Source organism: Polynucleobacter sp. HIN6 (genome assembly GCF_030297575.1).
Taxonomy (GTDB): Bacteria; Pseudomonadota; Gammaproteobacteria; order Burkholderiales; family Burkholderiaceae; genus Polynucleobacter.
On the sequence record NZ_AP028137.1, the window covers coordinates 1,429,434 to 1,454,625 of the forward strand.

The window sequence follows — 25,192 nt, forward strand, 5'->3', positions numbered from 1 at the left end:
ATGACAACAGGATCAATTGAAATGGGAAAAATTACTCGCGATAGTTTATTAAGCCTTGAGGCTTATCACAAAGCACGCCCTGAAATGAGAGCGCGCGCCATTGCGGAACGCAAACTACGTACCGTCCACTTGGGCGAGCATCTCACGCTCATTTTTGAAAACGAGTTCTTAATGCGCTATCAGATTCAGGAGATGTTACGCGTTGAGAAAACCTTTGAAGACGAAGGCATTCAAGACGAGTTAGATGCCTACAATCCAATGGTACCGAGTGGTTCGGACTTTAAGGTCACTATGATGATTGAGTATCCCAATGAGGCCGATCGTCGCGTAGCACTGGCTAAATTAGTTGGTGTAGAAGATCGGATTTTTATTGAGATTGAAGGTCAGCCACGGGTCTATGCAATTGCCGACGAGGATCTAGAGCGAGCAACGACCGAGAAAACCTCGGCCGTGCACTTCCTGCGCATTCCATTAACACCTGCGATGAAAGAGGCGCTAAAGGCCGGTGCTCAAATGATGGTGGGTTGCGACCACAAGGGATACCCCATGCATGTCGAAACCCTCCCCCATGAAACACTCGCCTCCTTAGTCACAGACCTCGACTAAATCGGGGCGCAGCAAAGCCTCATCTGCTGAGACGTACAACCGCTTCTGTGCCCGGGCGACGGGCGCAGAAGTGAGTTGTCCTTGATAGACGCTTAAGCCATTCCTTAAATGCGTGCTCTGGCGCAATGCTTCTATCACCCCAAGATTAGCAATCTGCTCAATGAAGGGATAGGTTGCATTGGTTAAACCAATCGTGGATGTTCTGGCAACCGCGCCTGGCATATTAGCCACACAATAATGAATCACCCCATGCTCAACATAAGTGGGTTCCGCATGGGTGGTGGGTCGCGAGGTCTCAAAGCAACCGCCCTGGTCAATCGCTACATCCACCACCACCGATCCAGCTCGCATCTGCCCGATCATGGCTGCGGTCACCAATTTTGGCGCCGAACCACCTGGTAATAACACTGCGCCAACCACTAAATCACTATCTCTCACTGCATTCTCAATACTCTGCTGATCAGAAAATAGGGTTTGGACTCGATTGCCATAGAGTGCATCAATCTGCCGCAGTCGATCCAAGTCGCGATCCATAATGCTCACGTGGGCGCCCATACCGACGGCAATTTGTAAGGCATGGCGCCCTACAACACCTGCACCTAAGATCAATACCTTTGCCGCAGTAACCCCAGGAATGCCGCCTAACAATAATCCAGAGCCACCTTTGGATTTCTCCAAATGCGCCGCCCCCGCCTGAATGGACATCCGCCCAGCCACCTCACTCATGGGTGCCAAGAGCGGGAGTGCGCCACTCGATGAGGTCACCGTCTCATAAGCAATACAGATGGCCTTGGACTTGATTAATGCTTCCGTTTGCACTGGATCAGGGGCCAGGTGTAAATAGGTAAAGAGAGTTTGATCCTCTTGAAGCATCGCGCACTCCTGTGGCTGTGGCTCCTTCACCTTCACAATCAACTCAGCATCTGCGAAAACCGCTTTAGCATCTGCCATTAATTTTGCTCCAGCTGCTTCGTATTGCTCGTTAGCAAAACCAATTTGTGCCCCAGCATGTTGCTCCACTAACACTGTGTGACCTTGCCGCGTCAGACTACTCACCAAACTAGGGGTGAGGCCAACTCGAAACTCATTATTCTTAATTTCTTTTGGAATACCAATAATCATTTTTGCTCTCCTAATTGAAGTACGTGTTTTTTATCAATCCCCAATACGAAATACAGGATCAAATAAATGGTTAATAAGATCGGACCCACAATGAGTGCCATGCGCGCATCCTCATGAAAACTCATCAAGACAATGACGAGCGCGATGAAGGCCAAGGCAAACCAACTGGAATACGGCCACCACGGTGTGCGATACGACAATTGAGCAAGCTGATCTTTGCTAAGGCTTGCCCGAAAGCGATAGTGTGTATACAGAATGGAAATCCAAACCATGAGGCCCACAAATGTAACGGCTGCCATCATGTAGTGGAATGCCTTCTCGGGGACAAAATAGTTCAGGATCACGCCTACCATTGGTACGCAAACCGTTCCAATCACAGCACGATGCGGCACACCATTGTTTGACAGCTTGACAAAAGGCTTTGGTGCGTAGCCATTAGCTGAGAGTGCATACAGTAATCTACCACCACTAAATACACCAGCGTTACAAGCAGATAAGGCAGCGGTAATGACCACAAAATTAACAACACCTGCAGCCTCACGCAAACCAATCCGCTCAAACATCGCTACAAATGGACTGCCTTGCTGACCTACTTCATTCCAGGGAAAGATAGCCAAGATCACCATCAATGCGCCCAGATAAAAAATCAGGATGCGCCAGATCAATGAATCAATAGCCATTGGGATCGTCTGTTTTGGATTTTGTGCCTCGCCCGCCGATAGGCCGATCATCTCAATACCAACATAGGCAAACAACACCATATGCAAGGAGAGCAAAAATCCACTAAAGCCGTTCGGGAAAAATCCGCCATGCTGCCAAAGATTTCCCAATCCCATTGGTACCCAATCGTTGGTAAACCCAAAGAAAATGACCGAGCAGCCCAAAGCGATCATGAGCACAATCGCCATGATCTTGATGAGCGCAAACCAAAACTCAAACTCACCAAATACTTTGACTGCAATCAGATTAATGAGCCCCATCAGGATGATGGACGATAGCGCCCAAATCCACTGCGGTATATCTGGGAACCAAACCCCCATATAGATACCAACCGCGGTGACTTCGGCAATAGCTACCACCACCCAGTAGGTCCAATAGCCCCAACCCACCATGTATCCAGCTAAGGGATTGACATAGGTATTGGCATAGGTGGCAAATGACCCTGTGACTGGCTCGTGAACCGCCATTTCACCTAAGGTTCGTAAAACCACGAATGCAACCAGGCCGGCTAAAAAATAAGCAAGCAAAATTGATGGTCCCGCAATTTGAATTGCGGTGGCAGATCCTAAAAACAATCCGACACCAATGGTCGAACCCAAAGCCATTAAGCGAATGTGTCTGACTTTGAGATGGCGCTTTAAGCCTTCTTCATTCTTCTCCAAGAGAACTCCTTTCATGATGACAGTGGCACAACGCCACCGCATGAGAGTCTATGGAGCGAATACGTTTGAAACTAGTGCTTAAAAACTATAGAAGTATCAAGAACGAAATTAATAATTAAGTAACTTTGAGAATCTACTGAATAATCAATGAAAGCTGCCATTAAAAAAATAGTTACTTACAGAAAAATCAGTAAATTCTTACAGGGATAGCCCTAGTGATTCTGAGCAAATTTTGGATGAAAAAAAACCCCAGCAAGCTGGGGTTCTCTTAAACAAGAAGAATTACTTCTTGGCTGGAGCAGCAGGAGCAGCAGCAGGAGCTGGAGCAGCAGCAGCTGGCTTAGCGTCTTTCTTGTCATCTTTCTTAGCTGGAGCAGCTTGAGCGAAAACACCAGCAGAGAACAAACCAGCAACTAACATAGCAACGATCTTTTTCATGTAAAACTCCAAAGTAAAAATTAATAAACGTAGTCTCCTACGGAATTACTACAGCCTAGGAAAAACCAATGTAGCTACGAATGGCTTTTTCGAAGACTAATCCTTTAACGCTTATTGATTGGAAAGGGTTGACACGCCATTGAATTGAAAATAACTGTTCAAAAACAATTAGTTAGTTATTAATTTGTGGTTTGACTTTGGATTGCACTCAAAATTTCTGCGGCAGCCAAAAACCCAAAAGAGGCGGTGACGTTCACTGTAGAGCCATAACCTGAACATGCCAAGCCACTACTTCCGTCTCCACGCATATTCTCTGCGGAGTAAACCGCCCGAATCCCCATCGGCAACTTCAGGTCCTTGGTAAAAGAATGGTTTTTTCTGAGCTCAGCCCTGATTTTTGCTAATAGGGGGTCGTGTGTGGCTTTGGCTAAATCATCCGCATTTAAAAAACGTGGGTTGACCTTTCCGCCTGCGCCTCCGCACATCACCAATTGAATCTTCTGTTTTTTACAAAAACTAGCCAGCGCTACCTTCGCCGATACATCATCACAGGCATCCAGTACAAAAGAGTTATGCGGAATGATCTGCTCCAAATTGGCTGGCTCCGCAAATACATCATGCATGGTAATCGTGATCATTGGATTAATGGCTTGAAGACGCTCAGCCATAGCCAGCACTTTAGCTTTCCCAAAACTACCTTCAATGGCATGCAACTGACGATTCACATTACTGGGGGCAATATGATCAAAATCGATCAAAACCAAATGCCCAACCGCAGAGCGAGCCAAAGCCTCAGCAGCCCATGAGCCAACCCCACCCAAGCCGATCACCGCAACCGTGGCTTGGCCAAATGCTTTAAAGGCATCCTCTCCATAAAGACGAGCCACCCCAGCAAATCGTCGATCTGCCACTTCATTGCTCTCACACGTACTTGGGCCAAGCACTCTTTCGTTTGTCATACGCTCTCTTTATACTCAATCCATGAGTTCAATCAGTAAAAACTTAGCCGATTTACGGAAAAACTATACCGCAGGGCAACTATCGGAACGTGAGCTGCCTCTCGATCCCATCATCCTGTTTGAAAGCTGGTTTGAGCAAGCTAGTCAGGCAGAATGTCCGGAACCCAATGCCATGGTGCTAGCAACAGCAGATGCATCAGGTACGCCCTCAGCCCGGGTGGTTTTATTAAAAGGAATCAGCCAAGGTGATTTTTGTTTCTTTACGAATTACGAAAGTCAAAAGGGGCAAGAGCTTGCAATCCGCCCACAAGCGGCACTACTATTTCATTGGCACGAGCTAGAACGCCAAGTAAGGATTAATGGGATTGTCTCCAAACTAAGTGCAGCTGAGAGCGATGATTACTTTTTTCAACGCCCCCCAGCCTCTCGCATAGGCGCCTGGGCTTCACCCCAAAGCCGAGAAATTGAAAGTCGTGCTTTTTTAGAACAAGAAGAATTACGCTTTAAACAACAATTTGGTGAAAATCCCCCAAGACCAAGCCAGTGGGGAGGATATCGTTTAAGGCCCGAGAAGATTGAGTTTTGGCAAGGTCGCCCCTCACGTTTACATGATCGTATTTTGTACACCAAGGCTCAAGAGACATGGCGCATTAGTCGCTTGGCGCCATAGAAGGTTCTCTCTCAATCTTTCAGTAAAGATGAGAAAGTCTTTTTAAACTTACTAACCTTAGGACCTACAACTGCCATGCAATAACCCTGAAATGGGTGATTGCGATAGTAATTCTGATGGTAGTCTTCCGCAGGATAAAAAACGGGGGCCATGATCACTTCCGTAACAATCGGATCAGAAAACTGTCTTTGCTCCTCAAGCTCTTTGACTAGGTTTTTAGCGATTTGCAATTGCTGATCGTTAAGGGCATAAATCACCGAGCGATATTGCGTTCCTACGTCATTACCCTGGTAGTTCAATGTGGTTGGATCATGAATTACAAAGAAGATCTCTAGCAACTGCCGATAGGAAATAATGCTGGGATCAAACTCAATCTCAACAACCTCGGCATGCCCAGTCGACTCCGAGCAGACCGCCTCATAACTGGGATTAACAACATGGCCACCAGCATATCCCGAGATCACATGCGTAACGCCCTGAACGCGCTGATAGACCGCCTCGAGGCACCAGAAACACCCACCGCCCAATATAGCCTTCTCTAAGATCGTTGCCACCAAGATTCTCCAATACTGTTTTTACTTAACCGCCTATCAATAAGCGTAACGCAAAATAGATAAATAGTGCGCCAACCCCAAACCACAGCATAGCCGCCCATTGCGGATGGCGCTCCATTCGATGAGCCAGAGTTTCACCAACCCAAATCAGTACCCCCAAGTAGGTGATGCTAATCATCTGCAAAATGATGGCAAGGTATAAAAAACTCTGGGCTGGATTGGCAAATTGTGGATCGACAAACTGGGTAAAGAAGGAGATGAAGAAAAAAATGGCCTTGGGATTGGTGAGCGATAAACCGAGTGCAGCCACAAATGGATGCATATGTATAAGTCGCATGGTGCTTGCTGGAGCGCTATTTTGTGAGGAGGACCTTTGCAAACGATTCCAAGCGGTTTGCATCAGGCCCCAAGCTAGCCACAGCAAGTAAATCGCCCCCAGCCAACGTAATGCCATAAAAATGCCAGAAGAGTTTTGTAAGAGGGATGCAGCCCCTAAAACAATGGCAATCATCAGAATTGAATCGCCCACCACAATGCCCAATGATGCCCACACCCCGGCCCTCCAGCCCAGCTTGGATGAGGCTGTCAGAACATAAAGGGAGTTTGGGCCCGGCAATAAAACAATCGCGATGGTGCCCAGAATAAAGGTTGGCAACTGTACGACGCCAACATGGGTCAAATTCATCCAATCCAGCATGACTAGATCATAAACAGGAAACATGTCATAATAGAGGGCTTTTTGAAACATCGTCCCCAGCAATTTACATTTTTCAGCGTTTTGGTTTTTACCCCGCTGCCGCTTGTCTGATGGTCGATGCCCTTGACCATCGCGCCTTTACATAAACTTGGCGCACAACCGGAGACCATCCTATAAGAGGATGGGTATTGCATGTCACATTCTGCTGAAATTACGAACCATTCATTTGCTTCATTGAACTTAGCTGCGCCCTTACTCAAGAACATTGAGGCGCTGGGCTATACACAAGCCACCCCCGTCCAAGCACAGGTTATTCCTGCGGCCCTCGAGGGCGGCGATTTATTGGTGAGCAGCCAAACTGGAAGCGGTAAAACTGCTGCTTTTTTATTGCCACTTCTTCATCAACTTGTTCTTGCCAATCCCAATGGTAGCCCTGTACCTGGTCGCGCTCAGCCCAAGATCTTGGTCTTGTGTCCAACCCGCGAACTAGCGCAACAAGTTGCCACCGATGCGATTAATCTGGCGCGCGGTATCAAGAGCCTACGGATTGCCACCATCATGGGTGGTATGCCCTACGGCAAGCAAATCCAAGCGATTAAGGGGGCAAGCTTAGTGGTAGCGACTCCAGGTCGCTTACTGGACTTATTTAACTCACGCGCCATTCGCTTAGATCAAGTTGAGTGCCTGGTGGTCGATGAGGCTGATCGCATGTTGGATCTTGGCTTTGCTGAAGATCTTGAGGCAATTGATGAGCGTTGCAAAGGTCGTTCTCAAACACTCATGTTCTCAGCAACGTTTGCCCCGCGCATCATGAGCCTAGCGTCAAACCTCACAAAAGACGCCAAACGGATCGAGCTTGCCCATGCTGGTGAAGCGCATGCCAATATCGCCCAGAAACTTCATTGGGCTGACAACATGGCGCACAAGCATCGCCTGTTGGAGCACCTGCTCTCCGACCCCGAGCTCGATCAAGCAGTTGTCTTCGCGAGCACCCAAGTAGAAAGCGAAAAGATTGCTGACACCTTGCGTGCCAATGGCTATCAAGCGAGCGCCTTGCATGGCGCGATGCCACAGGCCGTTCGCAACCGTCGCCTCGATTCATTACGCAAAGGCCAAACCCGGATTTTGGTCGCCACTGATGTAGCTGCGCGTGGAATTGACGTGCCCCGAATCAGTCACGTGATCAATTTTGGTCTGCCCATGAAACCAGAGGACTATACACACCGTATCGGTCGTACTGGTCGTGCTGGACGCAATGGCATTGCCATTACACTAGCCGAGCATCGTGATCGCGTGAAGATTAGAGCGATTGAGCGATTTACTCAGCAACCCATGGCTGCTGCTGAAATTGCAGGTCTTGAGCCTCAACAAAAACCAAGCTCACATAAACCTAATCATCGCCCTGGAGCTGCCAAACGCACTAAACCCAAGTTTGGGGGTCAGGCGCGTAAAAGTTCAGGGCCGCGCTTTGGTTCACGTACTGGCTCATTTCAAAATAGCACACGTCAGCACTAATTAGCGCCTTGTATGTTGTGGCGGAAGTCTCGCTCCCCATCGACCTGGCATCAACTTGACCATGGAGCACCCTTGGGTGCTCCATTGGCATTACAAGAATGGTTAAGCGATACTGGATCGCTCACACGCAAACTCGAGAAAGCACTTCACTATCCCGAAGATCGCCACCTTGAATTACAAATCCTTGCCGATGGCAAACAAAATTTAGTTGCATCCGAAAAAAAATTCTTTCGACGCCCAATCCATCGCTCGCGGGTTCGTGAGATTTTGCTGTGCGATCAGGGTGAGCCAATTGTGATGGCGCGTAGCGTATTGCCCATCACAAGTTCGATTGGCAGTAACCATACGATTCTGAAATTGGGTCATAAACCCTTGGGTGCCGTTTTATTTGCCAAAGTTCTCAAAGGGCGCTTTCGCCCCATTCGGCAAATTGTTCGTTTGGACCATCATCATCCAGAGTGGAAAGCCTGCCAACGACGGTATGCGGATCTCCCCAAACGCGTTTGGGCCAGACGCACACTCTACCAACTCAACGGTCACCCTCTACTGGTTATGGAAATCTTTTTACCTGCTCTACTAACCAAGCTGCCGCAGACTGACTAATCGACTCGTCCCGCGGCTCACAAACCGAGATATTTCTAAAACCGATTTGCTGAGCTGCATATGCGATATTGGCATGACTGCACAAAGCCGAGCTATTCTCAATCGCAAGTCTTGGAATTCGGTTGACCTCTTTACAGCGCTCACCCAAATGCCGCACCGCCTCAGACGAGGTTAAGGTCCACAACGTATGCAGTGGATCAAGTTCGGTGCACGACTGCCATAATGGGCTAGCAAGATCTAATGGAACACGCGAGTAAATTGATACGATCTCAAGCCCAGCGCCAACTGAACGCAATTGCTCGATTAGGGTCTCACGACCCCCCTCTCCCTTAATAATCAAAACAGATTCCTTAGGCCAGTCAGTGATCTTGGATTGAAGGACCCTCCATAGACCCTCAGAGTCCGATTCATCGTGGGCGGGAACCAAGATGGATGCTTTGGTTAGGCCGTGCCGGATCAGCGCCTCTTGACTGCTCTGCCCCACCACCCCAATCTTTACTCCAGGATTCACTAATTGCCCCCAAGACGAGTTCGCATCATCAACGGCTCGCATGGCGCACTCAATCGCATTGGGGCTCACAAAAATGATCAGTGTTGAGCGTTGTAAGGCTGTGCGTAATTGCGTTAGGAGCGCGAAATCATTTTTTGGAATAATCGTCAGCAAGGGAAGACTCACCATCCGCACCGATGGATAAACTGCCTGCGTAGCTGCTTGGATTAATTCAGTTAAGCGGCGTGCTTGACCGGTCGGTCGGGTTACGATGATCGCCGGTTCAAACCCCTTCACAGATTTAGTGCGGCAATAAGGCTGCCGCCCCCTTCGCAATCAGATCATCAGCAATCGCCAGGCCAAATGCTTCCGCTTCTTGATAATTGCTGATCGCACGCGAACCAGAAGCCAAACAAATTTGCCGACCATCAGTACTGGCCACATAGGAGCGCATCGAGAGCTCTTGCGGGTTTTGCCATTGTGCGTGAGCCGCCAGAGGCACCTCGCACGAGCCACCCAATTTACGTGATACCGCCCGCTCGGCGGTCACTGCGAGAGCGGTTGGTAAATCATTTAAAGGCGCCAGCCAGGCTTTCACATCAGGGCGTGCACTTAAGGTTTCAATGCCTAATGCCCCTTGGCCAGCAGCTGGGGTATGGGGATCATAAGGCAACAGTGCTTTAATGCGAGCACCCATCCCTAGGCGCTTTAAGCCAGCGGCAGCCAGAATAATGGCCTGGTATTCACCGCGGTCCAGCTTCGCCATCCGCGTATCTAAATTACCGCGCAATGGCTCAACCCGTAAATGAGGATACTGACTCCGAATAATCGCTTCACGCCGCAAGCTTGAGGTACCGACCACTGCTCCTGCGGGTAACTCAGCCAAGCTGGCATAGTCATTGGATACCAAGGCATCGCGCGCGTCCTCGCGCACCATGATGCATGAAAGATCAAAGCCCTCTGGCATCACCATCGGCACGTCTTTTAATGAGTGCACGGCAAGATCAGCGCGACCATCTTCTAGAGCGGTTTCCAGCTCTTTTACAAAGAGTCCTTTGCCCCCCACTTTAGAGAGGGCGCGGTCTAAGATTTGATCGCCTTTGGTGGTCATTCCTAGGATGATGACCTCGCAGCTGGGGTACAACTTTTTAAGGCATGCTTGAACATGTTCGGCTTGCCACATGGCAAGCCTACTCTCACGAGAGGCAATAACTAAACGCGTTGGGCTCATAGGGCAACTTCAGAATTAAAATAAACTGTTACGACACACAATATACTGTGTTTATGAGCTCATCCAAAAATTCTTTAGCCAATAAATCCAAAGCGTGGTCTGGCCGCTTTGCTGAACCCGTCGATTCCCTAGTTCAGCACTACACTTCCTCACTGGCCTTCGACCAGCGGCTAGCCCTTGTGGATATTGCCGGATCTCTGGCCCACGCCGAGATGCTGGCTGCCCAGAAAATCATTTCGAAGGCTGATTTCATGGCCATTCAAAAGGGCATGGCCCAGATCGAAAAAGAAATTGTGTCTGGACGCTTTGATTGGCAATTAGCCCTTGAAGATGTTCACCTCAATATTGAAGCTAGGCTTACCAAATTGATCGGGGATGCGGGCAAACGTCTACATACTGGCCGCTCACGCAATGATCAAGTTGCCACCGATATTCGTTTATGGCTAAGAAGTGAAATTGATTTAATTTTGGGTGACCTCACACGTTTACGCGAGGCATTTCTCAACTTGGCGGAGCAACACGCCAATACCATCATGCCGGGTCATACCCATCTGCAAGTAGCTCAACCCGTGACATTTGGCCATCATCTGCTCGCTTACTACGAGATGTTTACCCGTGATGCAGAGCGCTTGGTCGATTGCCGTGCGCGAGTGAACCAATTGCCTTTGGGTGCCGCCGCTCTGGCTGGTACCAGCTATCCGATTGATCGGGCCCGTGTTGCCAAAACCCTGGGTTTTGATGGAGTCTGCCAAAACTCGCTCGATGCAGTGTCTGATCGTGATTTCGCAATTGAGTTTTGTGCAAACGCTGCAATCCTCATGATGCATGTCTCCAGATTATCTGAGGAGTTGATTTTGTGGCTCAGCCCACGCTTTGGTTTTATTGATTTGCCAGACCGGTTTTGTACCGGCAGCTCAATCATGCCGCAGAAGAAAAATCCCGACGTCCCTGAGTTAGCCCGTGGCAAGACCGGGCGGGTGAATGGTGATTTGATTGCTCTTCTCACCCTCATGAAAGGGCAGCCTCTTGCCTATAACAAAGATAATCAAGAAGATAAAGAGCCTCTCTTTGACGCCGTCGATACAGTTAGCCAAACGATCCAAATTTTTGCGGATATGGTCCCTCACATCAAGGTTAATCAAGCCGCAATGGAATACGCAGCAGAAGAGGGTTTTGCAACCGCTACGGATCTGGCCGATTACTTGGTTAAGCAAGGATTGCCATTTCGGGATGCGCATGAGGCGGTTGCTCATGCAGTCAAACGCTGCGTTGAGAAAGATTGTGCTTTAAGCGATCTCACTCTGGCAGAGCTCATTAAGGCTTGCAGATTAAACACCAAATCTAAGTTAATTACTCAGGATGTGTTTGCGGTATTAACCCCTAAGGGTTCAGTGGGTGCCCGCAATCATTTGGGAGGTACTGCCCCCAAACAGGTCATTGCAGCTATTAAACGTGCCCGCACCGCCCTGAAAAAGAAGTAATTAAAACTCGTTAAGCACGCACGCAGTCGACGTAGTAACCGTTATTGCCATCGGCATTTTTAACTAGGCCATGGATATCGGTTTCAAAGCCCGGGAACCGTTGGTTAAAGTCACGTGCAAAGCGTAAGTAATCCACAATCGCTTTATTAAAGCGCTCACCCGGAATCAGCAGTGGAATGCCCGGGGGATATGGTGTTACCAGCATGGCGGTAATGCGACCCTCAAGCTCATCAATCGGTACTCGGTCAATGTCTTTATGGGCCATCTTGCTCCAGGCGTCGCCTGGAATCATCGCTGGCTCCATATTCGAGAGGTACATCTCAGTGGTCATGCGGGCTACATCGCGGCTCTTATAAAAAGAATGAATTTGCGCAGAAATCTCTTGTAGTCCCACGCGTTCGTAACGGGGGTGCTTAGCAACAAACTCAGGCAGCACCTTCCACAGGGGTTGGTTCTTATCAAAGTGATCCTTGAACTGTTGCAACTCGGTCACGAGAGTATTCCAACGCCCTTTAGTAATACCAATCGTGAACATGATGAAGAATGAATAGAGCCCGGTCTTCTCAACGATCACGCCGTGCTCGGCCAGGTACTTGGTCACGATACTTGCCGGAATACCAATCTCACCAAAATTACCTTCAATATCCAAGCCCGGAGTAACCACCGTTGCCTTGATCGGATCAAGCATATTGAAGTTCTTGGCCAAAGGACCAAAGTCATGCCAATAGGCGTTGGGCTCCAAAATCCAATCGTCACGCGTTCCAATGCCCTCTTCAGCCAAATGATCTGGGCCCCAAACCTTAAACCACCAGTCAGAGCCAAACTCCTCATCGACCTTACGCATCGCACGCCTAAAATCTAAGGCTTCCGCAATCGACTCTTCAACCAAGGTGGTGCCACCGGGTGACTCCATCATGGCTGCCGATACATCGCATGAGGCAATAATCGCGTACTGAGGACTGGTCGAGGTATGCATCAAGTAGGCCTCGTTAAAGCAATCTCGATCAAGCTTGCGCTCCTGGGCATCCTGCACCAAGACTTGGGAGGCTTGCGATAAGCCAGCGAGTAATTTATGGGTTGATTGGGTTGAGAACAACAAACTCTTTTGTGGAGGTTTACGATTCTGACCAATCGCATGCATGTCCTGATAAAAAGGATGAAAAGCTGCATGCGGTAACCATGCTTCATCGAAATGTAAGCTATCGACCTTACCATCGAGCATGGACTTGATCATCTCAACGTTATAGACAATCCCGTCATAGGTGCTCTGGGTTATGGTTAAGACCCTTGGCACAACATTTTTATCTTTGATAAAGGGGTTAGCCGCAATCTTTTTCTGAATATTGGCCCACTCAAACTCTTCTTTTGGAATAGGCCCAATAATGCCAAGATGATTACGGGTGGGCATCAAAAATACTGGGATCGCACCCATCATCATGATCGAATGAATCACCGATTTATGGCAATTGCGATCGACTAGAACCACATCGCCCGGAGCCACTGTCGAGTGCCAAACAATTTTGTTCGAGGTCGATGTGCCATTAGTGACAAAAAACAAATGGTCTGCATTGAAGATACGTGCGGCATTGCGCTCGCTGGCCACTACGGGTCCGGTGTGATCTAAGAGCTGACCTAACTCTTCCACCGCATTACAGACATCGGCGCGCAACATGTTCTCACCAAAAAATTGATGGAACATACGACCAACAGGGCTCTTCAAAAAGGCAACGCCTCCTGAGTGCCCCGGGCAATGCCAGGAATACGAACCCTCGGAGGCATAGTGAGTGAGCGCCCGAAAGAACGGGGGCGCTAAGGAATCAAGATAGACCTTAGCCTCACGAATGATATGGCGCGCCACGAACTCCGGCGTATCTTCATTCATATGAATGAAGCCATGCAGCTCACGCAGAATATCGTTGGGAATATGGCGCGATGTACGGGTCTCACCATACAAAAAGATCGGAATATCTTCATTGCGTTTACGCACTTCGACGACAAAAGAGCGCAAATTGGTAATCGCTGGCAGATCACTGTCTTCAGAGTCGATAACAGCATCAAATTCTTCATCGTCAATCGACAAAATAAAGCATGATGCTCGCGAGGCTTGCTGCGCGAATGAGGTGAGATCACCATAACTGGTGAGACCAATCACCTCAATTCCTTCCTTCTCAATCGCAACTGCAAGGTCACGAATACCAGAACCCGAAATGTTCTCGGAGCGAAAGTCTTCATCAATGATGATGATCGGGAAACGAAATTTCATGATGGCTTAGGTTTTGGGTAACGTAACGCCGTGTTGGCCTTGGTACTTACCGCCACGATCTTTGTAAGAGGTACCGCATACTTCATCGCTCTCAAAGAAAAGGACTTGAGCGCAACCCTCGCCCGCATAAATTTTGGCTGGCAATGGAGTGGTATTCGAAAACTCCAAGGTGACATAACCTTCCCACTCGGGCTCAAACGGTGTGACATTGACGATGATTCCGCAACGCGCATAGGTACTCTTGCCTACGCAAATGGTTAACACATTGCGAGGGATCTTGAAATACTCCACCGTTCTTGCCAAGGCGAAGGAATTAGGGGGGATGATGCAGACATCACCCTTGAAATCCACAAATGACTTTTCATCAAATTGCTTCGGATCCACAATCGTGCTGTTGATATTGGTAAAGATCTTGAACTCATTCGCGCACCGAATGTCATAGCCATAACTTGATGTGCCATAACTCACAATTTTTTGCCCTGCGGCGTTCGTCCGAATTTGGCCGGGCTCAAAGGGGCTAATCATGCCCCCCTCGGCCATCCGGCGAATCCAATGGTCAGATTTAATAGTCATGGCGGGATTGTAAGACTTTCGTGCCCAAGTGGACACAAACCCTCGCTTTCAGGTCGAGGGTGTCTGAAAAACCACACGCTCTGGGGCGTTATAGATCTCAAAGTGCTTACCAGAGCAGCGCGAGAGCAAGGTTAAATGGGTCTTTTTGGCCAGCTCCAAGCCCATCTGCGTAACCCCGGAACGGGTCAGCAAAAAGGGAATACCCATCTGAGCCCCCTTGATCACCATCTCCGAAGTTAAGCGCCCGGTCGTAAAAAAGATGAGGTCCTCACCTTGGCGCTTAGCCAACCAAAGTAAGCCCGAAATGGAGTCAACTGCATTGTGCCGGCCCACATCCTCAATCAGATGCAAGAGTCTGACCCGATCGTCCCCAGCACGCTCAAATACCGCACAGGCATGCACAGAGCCCGCTTTCTTGTAGATGGTTTCATGAGCCCTGATTTGCTCCAAGAGATCCACAATCGCCGCCTGATGAAGCTTAGGGCCGTCTGGTAGCCGAATCTGGGCCATATCCTCCATTAACCCACCAAACATGGTGCCTTGGCCACAGCCCGTGGTCACGACACGCTTACTGGTGATTGCATCAATATCGACTGTGGCTCTGCGGGTCTTGACCGCCGCTGAGTCGGTTTCCCAATCAACCTGAATGCTCTCAATATCCTCAGCCGACTCCACAAGTCGTTGGTTGCGTAAATATCCCAAGACCAAAGCCTCAGGCGCGGCACCCAAGGTCATGAGTGTCACCACTTCGCGCTTATCCAAGTAGATGGTCAAGGAGCGCTCGCCTGGAATAAAAGTAGTTTTCTGGCGTCCTAACTCATCAATAATCGCCACCTCATGAACCACGGGTACAGAAGCGTTTGTCATTGCAATAGTGGATTGCGAAGTCTTACTCATCGGCGGTCTGATCTTTGTCCATCATCGATACCCCACGGTATCTCACCATACACTTTAACCGCAGTCTAAAATCAATGTTTAATAAGAATGATTGATATGCGTCAACTGCTCGTCACCTCCGCCCTACCCTACGCCAATGGCCAAATCCATATTGGACATCTCGTGGAATACGTTCAGACGGATATTTGGGTTCGGTTCCAAAGAATGCGTGGCCATGAGGTGCATTACGTCGGTGCCGACGATACCCACGGTACCCCAATCATGCTACGAGCTGAAAAAGAAGGAATTACTCCCAAAGAGCTAATCGACAAGGTGTGGCATGAACACAAGCGGGATTTTGATCACTTTCTGATCTCCTTTGATCATTACTACACCACCGATAGTCCTGAGAATGAGCAGCTATCTCGGGAAATTTATCTGAAGTTGCGAGAGGCAGGATTGATTGAAAAGCGGGCGATTGAGCAAGCCTACGATCCGGTGAAAGAAATGTTTCTGCCTGATCGCTTCATCAAAGGCAACTGCCCTAAATGTGGAGCTGCTGACCAATATGGCGACTCGTGCGAGAAATGCGGCGCCACGTATGCGCCCACCGATCTCAAGAATCCATACTCCGTGGTGAGTGGTGCTACGCCAATTCGTAAGGTCTCGGATCATTATTTTTTCAAACTATCCGATCCGCGTTGTGAAGCATTTTTACGCGAATGGACCCAAGTAAAAACCCCGCTACAGATTGAAGCCAAGAACAAGATGAAAGAGTGGGTGGGCACCGAGGGGGATAGCAAACTAGGTGACTGGGATATTTCGCGTGATGCGCCCTACTTTGGCTTTGAAATCCCCGACGCGCCCGGTAAATATTTTTATGTATGGCTTGATGCTCCCATTGGCTATTACGCGAGCTTCCTAAAGTATTGCAAGGAACGAGGCCTTGATTTTGCAAACTGGGTTAAGCCCAATAGCACTACCGAGCAATACCATTTCATTGGTAAAGACATTTTGTATTTTCATACGCTCTTTTGGCCTGCGACCTTGCACTTTTCAGGCTATCGCACACCCACCAATGTTTTTGCTCACGGATTTTTAACCGTGGATGGCGAGAAGATGAGTAAATCACGTGGCACACTTATTTCTGCCAATAGTGTGATTGAAGCTGGTCTTAATCCAGAATGGTTTCGCTATTACTTTGCAACGAAGTTGAATGCGACCATGGAGGATCTGGATCTAAACCTCCAAGATTTTGTGGCACGCGTTAACAGTGATCTTTTGGGGAAGTACATCAACATTGCTAGTCGCACCGCTGGATTTTTAGTCAAACGCTTTGAGGGTCGAGTTACGGATGCAGCGATGACGCATCCATTACTAGAATCGATTGCCAATGCAAGTGACTCAATCGCAGATTTTTATGAATCTCGCGAATTTGCAAAAGCAGTACGTCAAATCATGGAGCTCGCGGATCTGGTCAATGCCTACGTCGATGAGAACAAGCCTTGGGAGCTTGCCAAGGATCCCCAAGGGTCAAGCAAACTACATGAAGTGTGTAGCGTCATCCTAGAATCTTTCCGTCGCTTGAGCTTGTATTTAAAGCCTGTCTTGCCAAATCTTGTTACTCAAGTTGAAGAATTTTTATCGATTGAGCCCATGCAATGGCAAGATATCCGCAAATCATTAAAGAGCGACATGGCCATCAAACCTTATCGTCATTTAATGACCCGGGTTGAGCCAACCCAGGTCGAGACTCTCCTCCAATTAAATCGCTAAGACTCCCCAAAAATCGTTAATAATGAAGGGTGTTGGAATTTGTTTTATTAGCTAAATTATTGATTTTATGAAGAAATATAAATCTCAAGCCACCTTGTTTTTAGAAAAACTCAAGTCTCAAAATCCCCATCTGGAACAAGCGCAGCGTGAAGGTCGTGCCCTATTGTGGGATAAGCCTGCACTGAGCCCCGAAGAGATCCGACGCAACCAACTGGCTAAAGTCAAGCAACGCGCCTACGTATATGGCAATGACTGAGGAGCTCGAGCCGCTCCCCAATGGTCCATCAGAAGAAAAAATTGATGGCTTAAGCTCTGCCTTTGCCAAGCTGTATGGCGAACCGCTGTTTCAGTTACCAAATGATTTATATATTCCACCAGATGCTCTGGAGGTTTTTCTAGAAGCCTTCGAAGGTCCACTGGATTTGCTGCTGTATCTAATTCGTAAACAGAATTTCAATGTCCTCGATATTCCAATGGCCGAGGTCACGCAGCAGTACCTCAGTTATATCGACCAAATCCGTCATCACAATCTTGAACTGGCGGCCGAGTATCTCCTGATGGCAGCGATGCTCATTGAGATTAAATCGCGCATGCTCCTGCCCATGAAAAAAGCAGACAGTGATGAAGAGGTCGAAGATCCACGCGCTGAGCTAGTACGGCGCTTACTGGAATACGAGCGCATGAAATTAGCTGCCCAAGAACTTGATCGCATTCCGCAAGTGGGTCGTGACTTTCAGGTGGCTCATGGCTATGTCGATACCAGTGTTGCAGTCACGTGGCCCGAGGTGAACCTTGAAGATTTACAGATGGCCTGGCGTGATGTCTTACACCGTGCCAAACTTAATCAACACCACACTATTACACGCGAGCAGTTATCGGTTCGTGACTTCATGACGCGCATTCTGCGGCGCTTACAGAACACCCGCTTTGTCGAATTCAGCGAGCTATTTGAGGATGCCATTCGTTCTGGTAATGGTGTCCCCGTGATTGTGGTGAACTTCATTGCGATGCTTGAACTCTCCCGTGAATCTCTCATTGAAATCACGCAAGCCGAGCCCTACGCGCCCATCTACGTGCGACTAGCCTATACACCAAGCGCATGAAGATTGTTACCGATATTCAAGAACTGCGCGACCAGTTGCGCGGCCAAAATCGTGCCTCCTTTGTTCCTACCATGGGTAATTTGCATGAAGGGCATCTCTCCTTAATGCGCATTGCAAGGCAGCACGGTGATCCAGTAATTGCCAGTATTTTTGTAAATCGCCTGCAATTTGGTCCTCATGAAGATTTTGATCAATACCCGCGCACTCTAGAGGCGGATGCCGAGAAGCTTGAAAAGGAAGGGGTTTATGTACTCTTTGCCCCCACTGAGAAGGTCTTGTATCCCGAGCCACAGGAATACCGTGTGGATCCACCCAAGCAGTTGGGCGATATTTTGGAAGGCGAGTTCCGTCCAGGATTCTTTAAGGGGGTTTGTACCGTTGTCCTAAAACTATTCTCCTGCGTTCAGCCGCGCGTTGCGGTCTTTGGCAAAAAGGATTACCAGCAATTGATGATTATTCGCCAGATGGCCCATCAATTTGCCTTGCCCGTTGAGATTGTCGCTGGCGAAACCATTCGTGCTGATGATGGCTTGGCACTATCTTCGCGCAATGCCTATCTCAGTGATGCCGAGCGCGCTGAGGCCCCGCATTTGCAAGCCAGTCTGCAACAACTACGGTTAGAGGTTTTAGATGCCATTCATCGGGCTAGTAGCCCGAAACCTCTAGATCAATCCCTGCGTGATCTGGAAAAGAAGGCTAGCAGTGCCCTGACACAACGTGGCTGGCAACCTGACTACATCGCGATTCGTAAACGCGCCGATTTGCTAGCACCCAGCCATGATGATTTACTGGCAAAGAAAGAACTCGTTATTTTGGCAGCCGCCAAACTTGGCAAGACCCGCCTGATTGATAATCTCGAGATCTAAGGTTTAAGCGTCAAAGAACTGGCCGACTTGAATACCGGCTGCACTGGCACACTCAGAGCCAGAGACTTTGGAACCTTTTCCAACTTTGGCTTTCAGAACCTCGATCTGGCCGCCATGGCAGGCCACCTTAAACGAGTCTGAGCTAACCTCAACCACTTCGCCAGGCTTACCCTTAACCGATCCGAAGGTCGGGGTGACATGCTTGCGCACATCATAGATCTGAACCTTCTCACCATTAAGCGCAGTCCATGCACCTGGGGCTGGATTGCATGCCCGAATCAAGTTATAGATTTGGCTGACGTGATTTGACCAATGAATCCGAGCGGCGGCTTGGTCAAACCACCCTTCATAATTTGCTTGCGACTCATCTTGCACAATCTCTTGATGCTTGCCGGCCGCTACGAGGTCAGCTGCTTCCAATAATGCCTTTACCCCCAATGGGAAGAGATGATTAAAGTACACCTGACCCAGGGTATCGTCAGGACCAATTGGCACTTCCTTTTGCAAAATGATTTCACCCTCATCTAAACCATCTGAGGGTCGAAAGATCGTTAATCCGGTTTTGGTTTCGCCCAAAGCAATCGACCAACCAATAGCGCTGGGACCACGGTATTTTGGCAACAGTGATGGGTGATACTGAATCGTGCCAAACCGAGGAATCTTCACTAAATCCTGGGGTACAAATTGCAATACATAGGCCATCACACAAATATCAGCCTTGCTATCGCGCATTGCATTGGCAGCCTCAGGCCCCTTGAGACTTGGGAACTGGAGCATATTGAGGCCCCGGGCCAAAGCGGTCTCCTTTAGGATCTCGGGCTTAGTGGCTTTCGGATTATCGGGTGGACAAAACACAGCCACCACCTCATCCCCACGCTCTAGAAAAGCCTCAAGTGCGGCTTTACCAAAATCTTGACTGCCAATTAGTGCAATGCGCATTAGATGACTTTCTTGTGTCGTAAATCAATTAGATCATCGATATTAAAGCCAAGTTCTTGCAAGATCTCGTCGGTGTGCTCGCCCAATAGGGGGGAACGAGTAACCTCGGTGGGGCTATCCGATAGTTTGATCGGATTACCAACAGTCAAATACTTACCACGAATGGGGTGATCGACCTCGACCACGGTCCCAGTGGCACGCAAAGCAGGCTCTTCAGCAATCTCTTTCATCGAGAGAATTGGGCCACAGGGCACATCATATTGATTGAGAATATCCATCACCTCGAACTTGGTCTTGGTCATGGTCCACTTCTCAATCTCTGCAAAGATTCCCATCAGACGTGGTAAGCGCGCCATGGGCGACGCGTAATTAGTATCGGTAATCCAATCTTCGCGACCAATCACTTTACAAATGGCTTCCCAGACAGCTGCTTGAACCACGATATAGATATAGGAATTAGGATCAGTTTCCCAGCCTTTACACTTCAAAATCCAACCGGGCTGGCCACCACCAGATGCATTGCCCGCGCGAGGCACTGCATCACCAAACTTACCATTGGGAAACTGTGGATACTCTTGCATCGTGCCATTACGCTCCAAACGCTGTTGGTCACGGAGCTTGACGCGGCAAAGGTTGAGAACCGCATCTTGCATGGCAGCATCGACCTTTTGCCCCTTGCCAGAGTGGGTGCGATGATAAAGTGCGGTCACAATACCAAGCGCCAAGTGCAAACCAGTTCCACTATCACCAATCTGCGCACCCGTTACCATGGGTGGGCCATCATCAAAACCCGTAGTTGATGCAGAACCGCCCGCACATTGCGCAACGTTCTCATACACCTTGCAATCCTCATAAGGCCCTGGTCCAAATCCTTTAATCGAAGCCATGATCATGCGAGGGTTGAGTTCTTGAATGCGCTGCCAGGTAAATCCCATGCGATCCAAAGCGCCTGGAGCGAAGTTCTCAACCAAGACATCACACTGCTTAATCAGACGCTCCAGAATATCTTTACCTTCTGGTGTTTTGGTATTCACGGTAATCGAGCGCTTGTTGTGATTGAGCATCGTGAAATATAAGCTATCGGCATCAGGGATATCTTGAAGCTGATTGCGCGTTGCATCGCCCTCACCCGAGCGCTCCACCTTGATGACGTCTGCTCCAAACCAAGCGAGTAACTGGGTGCACGTGGGCCCAGATTGAACGTGCGTAAAGTCGAGGATCTTAACCCCCTCAAGTGCTTTAGCCATAAAAAAGTCCTAAAAAGTATGAAAATATGATGAAAGCCATTTTACCAGTGCTGGTATTGGCTAAAAATGGCGATCCAGCCTAATCTGGGACAGCCGCTGGATTAAGCCCCTGGCTTCGATTCCAGCTCGATCAGACGCTTTTTAAGCTCTTTTTCTTCCAAAAATCGTACGGTCTCATCCCGAATCACCGCAACTACCCCACTTACTTGATGATGCTCATCATGCAGCATGGCAACCGTAAATGCGATTGACAAGGCATGCCCATCTTTATGAATAGCTGGCACTCGCAGGGTTTGCTTTCCGTACTTTGTGGTGCCCGTTTCCATCGAGTGGTGATAGCCTTCCCAATGACGTGCCCGAAATCGCTCAGGGGTAATGATGTCAAGGTTTTGTCCTAATGCCTCTGCGGCGGTATATCCAAACATCTCTTCGGCAGCACGATTCCAAAGAGTGATTTTGCCTGCCACATTGGACACCACGACAGCATCGCCAATCACATTAATGAGTTGATGAAGATCGACTTCATGTTTCATATTTCATGCCTCCTCTGAAAAACAAATGGCGCCCGCAGGCGCCATTGCTTAACAGCCAATACGATTAAACCGCTTTTGCCGCATGCAACTGAGCAATTTGGTCTTTGCTGTAGCCAAGATCCGATAGAACTTCATCGGTGTGCTCACCCAAAACTGGGGATGGCTTCACTTCAACTTTCAGATCGGAGAACTTAATGGGGCTACCAATTGTCAGGTACTTGCCGCGTACTTTGTGATCCACTTCCACGATGGAACCGCTGGCACGCAAATCAGGTGACTCAGCAATCTCTTTCATCGAGAGTACGGGTGCGCATGGAATATCGTACTTACGCAAGATATCAACCGCTTCGTACTTGGTCTTATCTTTGAGCCAATCTTCAATGGTTGCGAAGATGTCAAAAATCTTATCTTGACGAGCTTGCGCAGTCATATAGGCTGGATCAGTTGCCCACTCTGGCTTACCGAGAGCTTTGGTGATTGGTTCCCAAGCATGACCTTGAATCGTGAAATAGATATAGGCATTTGGATCGGTTTCCCAGCCTTTGCACTTTAAGACCCAGCCAGGCTGTCCGCCACCACCGGCGTTACCGCCACGGGGCACAACATCAGTAAATTTGCCATGAGGATACTGTGGGTACTCTTCGAGGTAGCCAACACGATCCAAACGCTGCTGGTCACGCAACTTCACACGGCAGAGATTCAATACAGCGTCTTGCATTGAGCAAGCCACTTTTTGACCTTTACCGGTCTTTTGACGATGCATGAGGGCAGTCAAAATACCAATCGCCAAGTGCATACCGGTATTGCTATCGCCCAATGCGGCAGCAGATACGGTGGGGGGGCCGTCCCAGAAACCGGTGGTCGATGCAGCACCGCCAGCACACTGAGCCACGTTCTCATACACTTTTAGATCCTCATAGGAGTGACCGTCAGAGAAACCTTTTACGGAAGCCAAGATCATCTTGGGGTTCAATTCCATAATGCGATCCCATGAGAAACCCATGCGATCTAAGGCACCAGGACCAAAGTTCTCAACCATTACGTCAGAAACCTTGATCAACTTCTCGAGCACTTCTTTACCTTGAGGAGTTTTGGTATCCAAGGTTAAGGAACGCTTGTTACCATTGAGCATCGTGAAGTACAAAGCATCAGCATCCGGAATATCGCGCAACTGACTGCGGGTCACGTCGCCAGAGCCGGGACGCTCTACTTTAATGACGTCGGCACCATAAAAGCCAAGCAATTGGGTGCAAGCAGGGCCTGCTTGTACGTGGGTGAAATCGATAATCCGAATTCCGTCTAGTGGTTTGCTCATCTTGAATCTCCTTTGGACTCTTTATATCAATTAATGATTACTTCTTAGTTGCAGTAGAAGCTGGGTTGAGGTTGGTTAAACGACCACTCTCAGTACCGGCAGTTTCATCGATCACAGCATTGATGACGGTGGGCTTGCCAGAAGCTAATGACTTGTTCAATGCATCAGTCAACTCCTCAGGGGTGGTGACGTTATATCCGACTCCACCAAACGCCTCCATCATGATGTCGTAACGGGCATTCTTCACAAACACGGTTGGCGCAACATCAGAGCCACCCGTGGGGTTCACATCAGTACCACGGTAAACGCCGTTATTGTTAAATACCACCGTGATGATTGGCAAGTTATAACGGCAGATGGTTTCGAGTTCCATGCCGCTAAATCCAAATGCGCTATCACCCTCGATCGCAATGACCGGTAACTTACTTACCACTGCGGCGCCGATGGCGTAACCCATACCAATACCCATAATGCCCCAAGTTCCGGAGTCAAAACGCTTACGTGGCTTGTACATATTGACGATGCTACGGGCATAGTCAAGCGTATTGGCACCTTCGTTCACGATATTGACTTCGGGATTGGCCTTCACCACTTCGCGAATTGCACGCAATGCGCTGTGGAAGTTCATAGGCGATGGGTTCTTGGAGAGTGTCTCCTCCATCTTGGCAATGTTCTTCTCTTTTTTCTCGTTGATTGCATTAATCCACTCAGCGCTGGGCTTGGGAACGTTTGCAATTTGCTTCAAGATCTCAGTCACACACGAACCAACATCACCAATGACAGGTGCTGCGATCGGAACGTTACTATCGATTTCGGTCGGCGCAATATCAATCTGAATAAATTTCTTCAAATGATTGCCCCAAGTTTTACCTTTACCGTGAGCCAATAACCAATTTAAGCGGGCACCAACCAACATCACCGCATCGGCTTCTGCCAACACAAATGAACGCGCTGCGGATGCGCACTGTGGGTGGTTATCGGGTAATAAACCCTTGGCCATGGACATTGGCAAATAAGGAATGCCCGATTTCTCAACCAAATCTTTAATCTCTTGATCGGCTTGCGCATAAGCCGCGCCTTTGCCCAACAGAATCAATGGGCGCTTAGCATTCTTCAACACATCGATAGCGCGCTTGATTGCGTCTGGTGCAGGAATTTGCTTCGGTGCAGCGTCAATCACACGGAACAATGATTCTTGTCCCTTCTGAGCTGGAATGCTCTGTCCTAGTAATTGTGCAGGCAAGTCGAGGTACACGCCGCCTGGACGTCCCGATACCGCAGCACGAATCGCACGTGCGACACCAATGGCAATATCTTCTGCCTTGTTAATCCGGTAGGAAGCTTTGGCATAGGGCTTAGCCGCATTGAGCTGATCCATCTCTTCGTAATCACCCTGCTGCAAGTCCACAATCTCACGCTCACTCGATCCAGAAATCAAGATCATGGGGAAGCAGTTGGTGGTTGCATTCGCAAGAGCAGTCAAACCATTTAAGAATCCGGGGGCTGACACCGTTAAGCAAATACCGGGTTTTTGGGTCATGTAACCCGCAATCGCTGCAGCATTACCTGCATGCTGCTCGTGACGGAATCCAATAAAGCGCATTCCTTCAGCCTGGGCTAGACGTGCTAAATCGGTAATGGGAATACCAACCAGTCCAAAAATGGTGTCAATATCGTTAGCCTTGAGGGCATCGATCACCAAATGGAAACCGTCGGTTAATGGGGTATCTTCTGCAGCGACATTGGCAGAATGCTCTTTCGTAGCTGTCAACATAACGTTGTCTCTCTCCGTGGGATTAGTTGTCTTCAACATCGCCTCCATAAAAGAGTCTCAGTTGAACTGAGACGAATCTTAGGACTCATAGATAGCTTCAGCATTGACTTTCGTCAATTTCCCCTAAAATCCAATAAAAACCTAGGGTTAGAGCCTACTCAATCCCCCAAAAAACCCTT

General features: G+C 48.8%; 25 protein-coding genes. 9 read left to right on the forward strand and 16 right to left on the reverse strand.

All coding sequences use genetic code 11. The features are described from left to right. Positions 1 to 606: a DUF3501 family protein gene (locus tag QUE66_RS07090; RefSeq protein WP_286223359.1), complete on the forward strand. Its 606-nt coding sequence runs from the start codon at positions 1 to 3 to the stop codon at positions 604 to 606. Here the strand turns inward: QUE66_RS07090 and ald are convergent. The 4 genes from ald to QUE66_RS07110 all read right to left on the reverse strand — a co-directional run bounded on the left by ald (position 586) and on the right by QUE66_RS07110 (position 4,507). Continuing rightward, positions 586 to 1,728 carry an alanine dehydrogenase gene (gene ald, locus QUE66_RS07095; RefSeq protein WP_286223360.1) on the reverse strand — a complete coding sequence of 381 codons (1,143 nt, stop codon included), beginning with the start codon at positions 1,726 to 1,728 and terminating at the stop codon, positions 586 to 588. The two genes, QUE66_RS07090 and ald, sit on opposite strands and share 21 nt — an antisense overlap. Next, positions 1,725 to 3,125 carry an amino acid permease gene (locus QUE66_RS07100; protein WP_286223361.1) on the reverse strand — a complete coding sequence of 467 codons (1,401 nt, stop codon included), beginning with the start codon at positions 3,123 to 3,125 and terminating at the stop codon, positions 1,725 to 1,727. Before QUE66_RS07100 ends, ald begins: the two co-directional genes overlap by 4 nt. A 267-nt stretch (positions 3,126 to 3,392) precedes the next feature. Next, positions 3,393 to 3,548, reverse strand: a complete 156-nt coding sequence (locus tag QUE66_RS07105; RefSeq protein ID WP_286223362.1) for a hypothetical protein — start codon at positions 3,546 to 3,548, stop codon at positions 3,393 to 3,395. Between the two features lie 179 nt (positions 3,549 to 3,727). Continuing rightward, on the reverse strand, positions 3,728 to 4,507 hold the full coding sequence (locus QUE66_RS07110) for a tRNA threonylcarbamoyladenosine dehydratase (protein ID WP_286223363.1): 780 nt from the start codon (positions 4,505 to 4,507) through the stop codon (positions 3,728 to 3,730). Between the two features lie 22 nt (positions 4,508 to 4,529). On the opposite strand from QUE66_RS07110, the gene pdxH reads away from it, so the two are divergent. Further along, positions 4,530 to 5,177, forward strand: a complete 648-nt coding sequence (gene pdxH / locus QUE66_RS07115) for a pyridoxamine 5'-phosphate oxidase (RefSeq protein WP_286223364.1) — start codon at positions 4,530 to 4,532, stop codon at positions 5,175 to 5,177. Between the two features lie 11 nt (positions 5,178 to 5,188). Here pdxH and msrA read toward each other — a convergent pair whose 3' ends face one another. Then, on the reverse strand, positions 5,189 to 5,734 hold the full coding sequence (gene msrA / locus QUE66_RS07120; RefSeq protein WP_286223365.1) for a peptide-methionine (S)-S-oxide reductase MsrA: 546 nt from the start codon (positions 5,732 to 5,734) through the stop codon (positions 5,189 to 5,191). Positions 5,735 to 5,756: 22 nt separating this feature from the next. Further along, the gene (gene leuE, locus QUE66_RS07125; RefSeq protein ID WP_286223366.1) at positions 5,757 to 6,479 is read right to left on the reverse strand and encodes a leucine efflux protein LeuE; all 723 of its coding nucleotides are present in this window, start codon (positions 6,477 to 6,479) and stop codon (positions 5,757 to 5,759) included. A 141-nt stretch (positions 6,480 to 6,620) separates the two neighbouring features. Between leuE and QUE66_RS07130 the strand changes: the two genes are divergently transcribed. Both QUE66_RS07130 and QUE66_RS07135 read left to right on the forward strand, forming a co-directional pair. Beyond that, the gene (locus QUE66_RS07130) at positions 6,621 to 7,943 is read left to right on the forward strand and encodes a DEAD/DEAH box helicase (RefSeq protein WP_286223367.1); all 1,323 of its coding nucleotides are present in this window, start codon (positions 6,621 to 6,623) and stop codon (positions 7,941 to 7,943) included. A 12-nt stretch (positions 7,944 to 7,955) separates the two neighbouring features. Then, complete coding sequence (locus QUE66_RS07135) at positions 7,956 to 8,546, forward strand: chorismate--pyruvate lyase family protein (protein ID WP_286223368.1); 591 nt, start codon at positions 7,956 to 7,958, stop codon at positions 8,544 to 8,546. Here the strand turns inward: QUE66_RS07135 and QUE66_RS07140 are convergent. Both QUE66_RS07140 and hemC read right to left on the reverse strand, forming a co-directional pair. Beyond that, complete coding sequence (locus QUE66_RS07140) at positions 8,494 to 9,333, reverse strand: uroporphyrinogen-III synthase (protein ID WP_286223369.1); 840 nt, start codon at positions 9,331 to 9,333, stop codon at positions 8,494 to 8,496. The genes QUE66_RS07135 and QUE66_RS07140 overlap by 53 nt on opposite strands. A 4-nt stretch (positions 9,334 to 9,337) precedes the next feature. Next, positions 9,338 to 10,267 carry a hydroxymethylbilane synthase gene (hemC, locus tag QUE66_RS07145; protein WP_286223370.1) on the reverse strand — a complete coding sequence of 310 codons (930 nt, stop codon included), beginning with the start codon at positions 10,265 to 10,267 and terminating at the stop codon, positions 9,338 to 9,340. A 53-nt stretch (positions 10,268 to 10,320) separates the two neighbouring features. Here hemC and argH point away from each other — a divergent pair, with 53 nt between their 5' ends. Beyond that, positions 10,321 to 11,748, forward strand: coding sequence for an argininosuccinate lyase (gene argH / locus QUE66_RS07150; RefSeq protein WP_286223371.1), 1,428 nt, complete (start codon positions 10,321 to 10,323; stop codon positions 11,746 to 11,748). 10 nt (positions 11,749 to 11,758) lie between these two features. Here the strand turns inward: argH and QUE66_RS07155 are convergent, their stop codons facing one another. The 3 genes from QUE66_RS07155 to QUE66_RS07165 are packed head-to-tail and all read right to left on the reverse strand — an operon-like array spanning position 11,759 to position 15,451. Continuing rightward, positions 11,759 to 14,011 (reverse strand): arginine/lysine/ornithine decarboxylase, encoded by a 2,253-nt coding sequence (locus tag QUE66_RS07155; RefSeq protein WP_286223372.1) that lies wholly within the window; start codon positions 14,009 to 14,011, stop codon positions 11,759 to 11,761. Between the two features lie 6 nt (positions 14,012 to 14,017). Continuing rightward, positions 14,018 to 14,584, reverse strand: coding sequence for a dCTP deaminase (dcd, locus tag QUE66_RS07160; RefSeq protein WP_286223373.1), 567 nt, complete (start codon positions 14,582 to 14,584; stop codon positions 14,018 to 14,020). Positions 14,585 to 14,632: 48 nt separating this feature from the next. After that, positions 14,633 to 15,451, reverse strand: a complete 819-nt coding sequence (locus tag QUE66_RS07165) for a formate dehydrogenase accessory sulfurtransferase FdhD (RefSeq protein ID WP_286223374.1) — start codon at positions 15,449 to 15,451, stop codon at positions 14,633 to 14,635. A gap of 126 nt (positions 15,452 to 15,577) precedes the next feature. Between QUE66_RS07165 and metG the strand changes: the two genes are divergently transcribed. The 4 genes from metG to panC all read left to right on the forward strand — a co-directional run bounded on the left by metG (position 15,578) and on the right by panC (position 19,205). Beyond that, on the forward strand, positions 15,578 to 17,236 hold the full coding sequence (gene metG, locus QUE66_RS07170) for a methionine--tRNA ligase (protein WP_458574871.1): 1,659 nt from the start codon (positions 15,578 to 15,580) through the stop codon (positions 17,234 to 17,236). 67 nt (positions 17,237 to 17,303) lie between these two features. Next, positions 17,304 to 17,492, forward strand: coding sequence for a DUF3460 family protein (locus tag QUE66_RS07175; RefSeq protein ID WP_108508900.1), 189 nt, complete (start codon positions 17,304 to 17,306; stop codon positions 17,490 to 17,492). After that, the gene (locus QUE66_RS07180) at positions 17,485 to 18,339 is read left to right on the forward strand and encodes a segregation and condensation protein A (protein WP_458574702.1); all 855 of its coding nucleotides are present in this window, start codon (positions 17,485 to 17,487) and stop codon (positions 18,337 to 18,339) included. The genes QUE66_RS07175 and QUE66_RS07180 overlap by 8 nt, the downstream gene beginning before the upstream one ends. Next, positions 18,336 to 19,205: a pantoate--beta-alanine ligase gene (gene panC, locus QUE66_RS07185; RefSeq protein WP_286223377.1), complete on the forward strand. Its 870-nt coding sequence runs from the start codon at positions 18,336 to 18,338 to the stop codon at positions 19,203 to 19,205. Before QUE66_RS07180 ends, panC begins: the two co-directional genes overlap by 4 nt. 3 nt (positions 19,206 to 19,208) lie before the next feature. Here the strand turns inward: panC and QUE66_RS07190 are convergent, their stop codons facing one another. The 5 genes from QUE66_RS07190 to oxc form a co-directional block, all read right to left on the reverse strand. Then, a complete protein-coding gene (locus tag QUE66_RS07190) occupies positions 19,209 to 20,144 on the reverse strand; it encodes a methionyl-tRNA formyltransferase (RefSeq protein WP_286223378.1) in 936 nt (311 codons plus the stop codon). Continuing rightward, complete coding sequence (gene frc / locus QUE66_RS07195; RefSeq protein WP_286223379.1) at positions 20,144 to 21,391, reverse strand: formyl-CoA transferase; 1,248 nt, start codon at positions 21,389 to 21,391, stop codon at positions 20,144 to 20,146. Before frc (QUE66_RS07195) ends, QUE66_RS07190 begins: the two co-directional genes overlap by 1 nt. 101 nt (positions 21,392 to 21,492) lie before the next feature. Continuing rightward, positions 21,493 to 21,924 (reverse strand): PAS domain-containing protein, encoded by a 432-nt coding sequence (locus QUE66_RS07200; protein ID WP_286223380.1) that lies wholly within the window; start codon positions 21,922 to 21,924, stop codon positions 21,493 to 21,495. A gap of 64 nt (positions 21,925 to 21,988) precedes the next feature. Continuing rightward, on the reverse strand, positions 21,989 to 23,239 hold the full coding sequence (frc, locus tag QUE66_RS07205) for a formyl-CoA transferase (protein ID WP_286223381.1): 1,251 nt from the start codon (positions 23,237 to 23,239) through the stop codon (positions 21,989 to 21,991). Positions 23,240 to 23,276: 37 nt separating this feature from the next. Continuing rightward, positions 23,277 to 25,013, reverse strand: a complete 1,737-nt coding sequence (gene oxc, locus QUE66_RS07210; RefSeq protein WP_286223382.1) for an oxalyl-CoA decarboxylase — start codon at positions 25,011 to 25,013, stop codon at positions 23,277 to 23,279. Positions 25,014 to 25,192: the final 179 nt, after the last annotated feature.